The 8334-nt window shown below is 43.6% G+C and carries 4 protein-coding genes; 2 read left to right on the top strand and 2 right to left on the bottom strand.

The window, feature by feature from the left end:
* Nucleotides 1–96: 96 nt before the first annotated feature.
* Together dpdA and dbpB are read left to right on the top strand one after the other, a co-directional pair.
* Nucleotides 97–1356, top strand: coding sequence for a tRNA-guanine transglycosylase DpdA (gene dpdA / locus ACFQ2O_RS17880; protein WP_377531031.1), 1260 nt, complete (start codon nucleotides 97–99; stop codon nucleotides 1354–1356).
* Nucleotides 1353–2498 (top strand): DGQHR domain-containing protein DpdB, encoded by a 1146-nt coding sequence (dbpB, locus tag ACFQ2O_RS17875; RefSeq protein ID WP_377531025.1) that lies wholly within the window; start codon nucleotides 1353–1355, stop codon nucleotides 2496–2498. The genes dpdA and dbpB overlap by 4 nt, the downstream gene beginning before the upstream one ends.
* Before the next feature lie 42 nt (nucleotides 2499–2540).
* Here dbpB and ACFQ2O_RS17870 read toward each other — a convergent pair whose 3' ends face one another.
* Together ACFQ2O_RS17870 and ACFQ2O_RS17865 are read right to left on the bottom strand one after the other, a co-directional pair.
* Nucleotides 2541–4883 (bottom strand): UvrD-helicase domain-containing protein, encoded by a 2343-nt coding sequence (locus ACFQ2O_RS17870; RefSeq protein WP_377531019.1) that lies wholly within the window; start codon nucleotides 4881–4883, stop codon nucleotides 2541–2543.
* Between the two features lie 21 nt (nucleotides 4884–4904).
* Nucleotides 4905–8312 carry an NERD domain-containing protein gene (locus ACFQ2O_RS17865; protein WP_377531035.1) on the bottom strand — a complete coding sequence of 1136 codons (3408 nt, stop codon included), beginning with the start codon at nucleotides 8310–8312 and terminating at the stop codon, nucleotides 4905–4907.
* Between the last annotated feature and the right edge of the window lie 22 nt (nucleotides 8313–8334).

The following is an 8334-nucleotide window of genomic DNA, read 5'->3' as shown; positions in this document are numbered from 1 at the left end:
GCAGCTTTTTGTAAGCTCCGTAGCAATAAATAAGGCAGCTCATTTAGTTTAGATAAAACATCTAAAGGCTACCTCAAATATTTTATCGATAAGTGTATGAAGTTTTTCTGGCCCGCTCCACTTGATTTAATAGATCCAAAGTTTGACTTTATTAGTGAAACAGGAAGCTTTAATAATGCTAAACAGAAAAATCAAAAGTTTCCACATGAGATTTTTGATTCTCCTGTTTATCATGGCTTTGTTGTTTCTAAGATTTATGTTAATCAGGGTAAAAACTGTCGCTGGAATGCATCTCAACTAATGAGATTCTTTAGAGAGGGGGCTAGGCGATTCTTACATGTCACAGAGGATAAGCCACTCCTCATAATGGGAGACTCAGGAGCTTATACAGACGATTCAAATGAAGCATTGGCTGGACACCTAATTGATGATTGTCTTGATGTCTTGGAATTCTACAGCACAATAGGTGTAGACTACGGGCTTTCTCCAGATCACGTCATAAGTGGCTATTTGCAAATAATATCTGAAAATAAAGACCAAGAGATTCCTAGCAACTGGATAGTCCGTTGGAATAGGACGATAGAACTAGCTCAAATTTTCTGGAGCCTTTGCAAAAAAAAGGGCGTCTCATGGACTCCCATTGGAGTGGCGCAAGGTTGGAGTCCCGAATCCTATCTTAACTCAGTTAAGCAATTGGAGGAAATAGGTTATTCCTATATAGCCTTAGGAGGACTTAACCGTCTCAGAAATGATGACATAATCAAGGTTGTTACATCTTGTTCTCAGGCGAAATCTGCCACTACACAATTTCATCTGCTTGGGGTAAGTAGGCTAGAACATATTGAATTGTTCAATCAACTTGGGGTAACTAGTTTTGACAGTTCCATGCCATTGCGTCAAGCCATAAGTGATGATAAAACAAATTATCATACACCTGAGCAAGCCTATCTCGCAATTCGTGTCCCTCAAACGATGGCAAGTCCTCGACTATTAAAACTCGTTTCAAAACAGACACTAGATCAAGAAGAATTATCCACTTTGGAAATTGCATCTCTAGATATACTAAGAAAATATGATTCAGATAAAGCTTCACTCAATGATGTGCTGCATGTATTGCAAGGAGGTATAACATACAGGAAAGAAAGGGATTTTATAATTGAATACAAAAAAGTCTTAGAAGCGAAACCGTGGAAAGAATGCCGCTGCCCTATTTGCAAAGAGTTGGGTATAGAGGTAATCCTTTTAAGAAATAGAGAGAGGAACCTCAGGAGAGGCTTCCATAATCTTTACACTTTTTCCAACAAACTTAAACAATTGTTCCCATCTTCTTGGGGACCTAAACATTCTAATTTATGAGCGCATTAAATTATGTAAATTTACCCGCTTTAGCCTTTTACCAAGGAGAAGGCAGAAAGCTTTTTACTTTCGCTGTAGAGGGCAAGAAGCTTAGGGAGTTTGCCACTATCTCCCGTATATCCAGACAGGATGACAAAAAACTCTTAGGGTATCAACGACCTGAAGTAGCCTCTCATATTGCCAACATTACAAAGTATCTTAAATCCGAGAATCCAATGCTGCCCAATTCAATTGTTGTTGCTTTTGATGATGTGGTAGACTTTATTTCTTTAACAAGCGACAATGGAACCAGTGTACAGGCAGGTATCCTGAAAATACCTGTTCCTCTAGATGGAGAAGCTTTAAAGAAACCGGCTTGGATTGTAGATGGGCAACAAAGGACAGCTGCACTGTCAGAAGCAAGGTTAGACAACTTTTATATAAATGTAGTGGGTTTTATAGCTAAAAATCACAATGAGCAAAGAGAGCAGTTTATGCTTGTAAATTCAACAAAGCCCTTAGCTAAAGGGCTACTGTACGAACTGCTTCCCCACACCAATTGTCTACTCCCAAGCGCTTTTGAGAAACGTAGGTTCCCCACTTATCTACTTGAGAAATTAAATCTAGAGTCAGGCTCTCCTTTTTATGAAAAAATCAAAACTGCTACTAACCCAGATGGAATAATACAGGATAATTCCATACTTAAAATGTTAGAGAACAGCTTAGCAGATGGTGCTCTGTATTATATTCAAGAGAATAATAGTAGTAGCAAACAAGAAGAAGAAACGGTGGAAATAATGCTGCAAACCTTGAATAATTTTTGGATAGCGGCAAGTCAAGTATTTGCCAAGGCTTGGAATCTGCCTCCTAAAAAGTCTAGACTTACACACGGTGCAGGTATCATATCCCTAGGCTTTATCATGGATGCAATAGTAGATAGACTCAGCAGCAAGGAGGCTCCATCTGTAGTCATGTTTAAAGAAGACTTAGAAAAAATCTCTTCATGCTGCCGTTGGACGTATGGTTATTGGGAATTTGGTCCGGGTGCACAAAGGAAATGGAACGAAGTGCAAAACACCCCGACCGATATACGGATTCTAAGCCATTACCTACTCCTACAGTATAAGAGCCTAGTATGGAATGAGGCGATTCGTTATTCTTGAGGCATCACCGAATTACTTTCTCTAGCAGATCGTGACTGCCGGTTAGGCCTTATCGAACTTAGCACCTACCTCTTGCTTAAGAATTTCTTCAGCAGGCAACACTTCATCCTGCCAAGAGTATCGATCATCTGAAGCAGTTAATGGGCGTTTAGTTTTTTTTCCAATCAGGATAACCGAGTGCTCAGCCCGCGTGATAGCTACGTAAAAAACGCGCATTGCATCTTCACGCACCTTGTCTCTATCTTGGTACAGAGCCTCCTGGAAGACTGGGGAGACAGTCTCCAAAGGAGTTCCACCCTCATCGCTTTGAAGCTTGATCTTCACCTCTAAGCCATGAGGAAGTGCTTTGCCTTGACCATCTCGGTTCACAATAAGGAATTGAGGCTCTTGATCCTTCAGGAATCTGATAATTGGCTTTTGCACCTCAGGCAGAATTACAATTGGGAATTCAAGGCCTTTCGCGCTATGTATGGTCATCACTCGTAGGTAGGGCGGCCCCATTCTTTTACCCCCCTTTTCTTCTGAAGGATCGGGTGGCGTAACAAGCTCCTCTTCACGCCCTGATAGGTTTGAAGTGCGAAGAAAATCAACGAAGGTGTGCAATGTAAGCGCCTGGTCCTCTGTAAACAAGTTTCTAGATACATCCCGCAGATACTCTAAATTTTTTACCGCCTGTTCATCAGATTGCCCATGGTAATACTCACGGATTCCAAACTTACGATACAAATGCTCCAATATTTGCGGGACGGTAGCAACACGCATCATTGCCTGTAGTTCTACCAAGATTTCATGCAGTTCCGGACTAAAGTCCATGAAAGCCTCTGAAAGAGGACTACCCCCTACCCTTTTTTGCAGTTGTCTGAGTTTTTCCCCGTTCAGTTCTTCTTTTGTAGATGTCTGCAGGAACGGGGTGTCTAGTGCTAAGGTTAGGGCTGCATCGTCTTTGGGATAAGTTAAAAGCAGTTGGAGTATATAGATGACAGAGACAATCTCCGGAAGCGCATAGAAGGTATTTCCGGTATCGGCTTTCACAACTATACCTAATCCGGCAAAAGCCTCGCGCAAGCCCTCAGCATATGCCTCGGCAATGGCATTGGTCCGAGTAAGTACTACAATATCCCCCTGTTCAATGGGTGCATGTTTCCCCAGCCTGTATTCTAGCGTATATTTTCCGGAAAGCAGTTTCTGTATTGCTTCTGAGGCCTTTGGTATGCCTTGATTATATTCTGCTGATAAATACACAAGGGGCGGAGGATCCCCCTCCCCTTTGGCTATTCCCTCATATGCTTCAAGAGAGTCACCTAAAAAAGCATAACTAGATTGTCTGCTAATGTGACCGAACAAGGTATTCACCATTTCCCTGAATTGGTTGGCGGGCCTACGGGAAATGTTCATTGGCAGCAGCAGTTGGTGATGGTTTTTTGCCATCCGCAGAAGAAGGTTATCGAGTGTACCTCGAAAACCGTAAATCGACTGCTTTTGATCACCGACCACTAATACAGAAGTAAGTGATGGAAGCAGGGCCTCCACAATTTTCTCCTGCACAGCATCCGTATCCTGAAACTCATCAACAAAAAGGTAATGGTAACGCTTGGCTATCTGCTTTACAATACTCCCCCTGTTTTCAGACTGGGTGAGCAATTCGGAGGTTTTCTTGAGCAAGTCATGTGAGTCCAGTACTTGCTCCCATCGCTTACGCCCAGTGTAGGCCTCTACCGCTTGTTCCATCAGTTTAGCCATAGAAACCCTGTAAGCTTTTCCTGCGTCCTCTTCCTGTTGCTCTGTCCATTCCCGAATGGTTTTAAAATCCAAATCCATGTTACGCACATGTTCATAGATACTCCCCATGAGTTTGATCAACTCATGATCAGCCATCTGGCTCCTGCTTCCATACAAGGAAGCTGCGGGACCACCCCGGAAATGCTCCAGTATAGCCTCTAAAAAAACCTCATCCCTGATCCGCTTGGCAAAGGTAACTTTCGCTTCATAGGAGACCAGATCCATGTAGCCAAAGAGTTTAAGGATTTGCCGGCAAAAACCATGGATGGTTCCGATATAGGCAGCTGCCAAACGTTCTTGCTGTTCACGCCACCGCAAGCGCTCATGACTGCTCTTCGCCTCAGTAACCTTCATGTTGATTGCCTCCTGGATTTTCTCCCTCAGGCTATTGGCTGCTTTGTTGGTAAAGGAGATCAAAATAAACTGATCAATGGAGGCCTGTTTTTTTTCTATCAGATGAATAACCGCGGCAACAGAAGTATATGTCTTGCCGGATCCGGCGCTGGCCGCGGCTACCGTCACTTTTTCCTTTGCCACATGATCAATGATGTCGGCCTGTTGCCTAGAGACGGTGAATCCTCCCCTAGTTATAATCTTTGAGCCCATAGTATACAGTTTAAATTTACCTCAATTTGTATGTATTGCCACTCCTAAACAAGTATTATAGCTAGGACAATACTTACAATGGTCACCAGGATTTTTCGGGAATTCACCTTGTTTTATCCCCATAATCGATGAGGACAACTCTTCTTGCAAAGCCCCTATATCGTGATGATTTTGTTTATCTTTCTCAAAAAAGTATTTACTAATCTTTGCTATTTCTGCCTTCCACAGGGATACAAGTTGGTACTGAGTTACAGCAGAACCAGTAGAAGCACTATCTGAATTTTTTTTACCGTATGCCAGCCAGTGTAGCACCAGTGCATCGGCTACAAACAATGAAGTTCTCTGCCCATTTTTGTAGACCAACGGGACATCTACCAAAACGCGTTGTCCTCCCGGAGTGTTGGGAAGAGGGATGTACCGTAGAGGCATATCTTCAAAGGATATACCGTATTTCATGCTCTTTACCCAATACAAAAGATCGGTCTTTATACCTCTGCTTACTTCCTGCCAATCATGCGTAGAGAACCCATTAAAAATTTGTTTCATTAGGGGCCTTGTACTCTCATACAAGGCATTAATCCGATTCTGTACGTTATTTAAGCCTTTAACCTCCCCTCCTTCTTTCCGCCACCTGTCAAATATGAGGTTCATCCAAACTCCTTTGGCTAAGAAGCGCAACTGAAAATTGGTCGTATAGCTATACCCTTGTGGATCAAGACGCTCTAACTGGTAACGATAAGGACACAGTTTATAATGTAGCAGCTCTGATAAGATATAGGGGTCATTGTCAAAATCCCTGTCATGAGTTCGCCGCATATTGGGTGTATCCGGCTGTTGCACCTGTATGGGTGTACCCGTCTTTAATACCTGGTTAGAATTCACCCAAACCTCCTCTAGTTCCAGGCCTAAGAACTCTAACACTTCCTCAAAATAAGGAGAAGGCTGCAACGTTTTGTTTTCATCAGTTTGTGCATAGGAAATATAAAAATGAGGCGGTTTTCCCTCCTTACCCAAGGTTGCACGTATAGCTGCCAGGAAAAGATAACGGTCCTGCTCCAGGTCATTCGACAAATCCAGATCGTAGAATGGCCAAGGCTCATGGAATGGACGTGGCAGGCGACTGCTGTCAGCGCCCAGGAAGAAGACGATAGGTTGACATGAGTTATCCAACCCTTCTGGCGAAATGACTGCCACTTGGTTTCCCCAGCCATCAACTACTTCTTTACGCTCCGACACTAAAGCATTCAGTACCTCCCTAAACTGTACAGTCGCAATTGGGGCTGTTTGTTTTGCCTCTAACTCCTGGAGTACCTTTTGAATCTTCTCTAGCAACTCCCTTTCCACCGCGCTCATACCATTATGGTCGAAGGTGTTAAGGCCATCCTTCAGGTTCTTGATATGATCTGAAATGTTGCGATCAGAGGTGTTAAAAAGGCGATTGCACAACTTGTCCACTAGCAGAAGTACGCTCCTCCAATTTCCAACATCACTTTGTAGTAAGCTAGACGAAGGGAGTCGGTACAACCTTGGTAACTCAGGGAGAGTCGATAGGGTGTCAAAGGCATCCAACCAACTCTTTCTGGTGCAGCACCGCGCAAATACTTGGTCTTTGCAGGCAATGAATCGCTTCACACTCTGCTGCATCTGGAAAGGCAACACACCTTCCTGAGGGACACTTAACAGCCCTGAGCTCAGGATAGTAATAAATTGCTCTGGGGTCATACACAGACTTTTGGTATCCTCCGTGTCCCAAACATTGTAAAGTGTCAGGATAAAACGACCCAATGGTGTCAGAAGCAACTGCCTAGGTGGCACTTTAAGTATTTCAGGTTTTAGAATAGGATCCAGATTGGCGGCTAGACGCTCCTGCCTGAAAATTTCAACTTCCTCCAGTAACAGATTCCGGTATACTTCTGGATCGGTGCTGACAATTCTGATATCCCTTGCCTCATATACAGCCACCTGGGATTCGTTGTCCTTTTTCAGCATATCTACAATACGGTTCACACAGGACCGTACCTCTGCATGCCGATGAGGAAAAGCTTCCACCGTAAGGCTACCGTCTCGCTGGGCACTCCAACCTGATGGAGTCTCGTTGGCAAAAAGATAGAATTTTAGCCAATCTAAGTCAGACTCTAGAGGTGTATCGTTTATTTGCAAAGTATCAATGACCTCCCTTTTCGCATTTTCAAAAATGTGGGAATGCTTCGGGCTATAGGTATTATTTAGTACTTGAAAACCAAACTCCTGCTCGGCTCTATAAGAATGTACAAATACTACCTGTGCTCCTAGCTCGTAGCAGCGTTCAGCATAGCACACCTGAAGTGGGCTGAAAAAACTGAATCCTTCCATAACTACAATAGGTGCAGCGGGCAATCCTTCTTTAATGTACCAGCGGGCAGCTTTTTCAAACGGGATTTCATTCAATTCAAAGCGCCTGTGAAAAGCTTCCAGAAGATTCTTGATCAGTAACACTAATCTTCTGTCATTCAAGGCCAACCTTTTTGAGAACTCATTCAAGTCAAAAGTTTGTAGGTCTATACCTTCTTCGTCTAACTGACTCAACACCTCCCGCCACTTTTGCACATCATGCCTCAACTGCAAGCGCAAAGCCTTATTGTTACCAGCGACCTCGTCAATGGCATTTAAAAGATAAACTCTTTCCATAGGGCCAACTCTTGGCAGAGACATTCCCTGTAACTTTAGCCAGGGCTCCATCATGTGCTTTAGCGCATTCTTAAATAATAACTGTGGCCGTGTTTTCCCTTTTGTTTGTAACTCAGGTGCAAAATCTGCTCCCATATGTTCAGTGCTTCTTCCGCGCATCGCTTCCAGGAACGAGGTGGCCACAAGGTACATGTATGGGGTTCTGTCCTTACTTGCATCAGGCTTTATACCCAGAATTTGGCGAAGTTGATCCCCAGAAGGGGGCGCACCGTTAAACTGAAGAATGCGTGGCGCCCATTTGTCAGCAACAGCAACCGGAGGCGTCGTCCGGCCTAAAGTATCTGTAATCATAAGCCATGTATTTTCAGAGACTGAGGATTGAAATGCGGCACCGGCCTCCTGTACCCACTCCTGTAGAGCTGCAGGTGTCAGATGTGCATTAGTTTTCACGCTTTGGGTTGTTGGAAGTGAGTGCCACTGCTTTTCCCTCCACTCGCTTTCTTCTATAAAAGGGAGTGCAACTGCGTGATGCATGTAAGGCACCTGCGGAATACTAGGTATGCTGCCGAGCCAGTTCTTTAAGGCAAACATCTGATTAATCACCTGCCCAACAGGATACTCCTCCGCTGTATACCATTTTCGCATCTGCCACTGATGCCCTTGTATTCCGATTATATTATGTATTGAAAAGCCTTTAACTTCTATTAAAAAAATTCCATATAATCTCAGAACTATCAAAATATCAGCCTCATGAAAACGCAAGCCTTTCTCAGAATAGATTGGA

The sequence above is a fragment of the Pontibacter rugosus genome, from assembly GCF_042678745.1.
Classification (GTDB): domain Bacteria; phylum Bacteroidota; class Bacteroidia; order Cytophagales; family Hymenobacteraceae; genus Pontibacter; species Pontibacter rugosus.
This window is presented reverse-complemented; position numbering and strand designations above follow the sequence as displayed.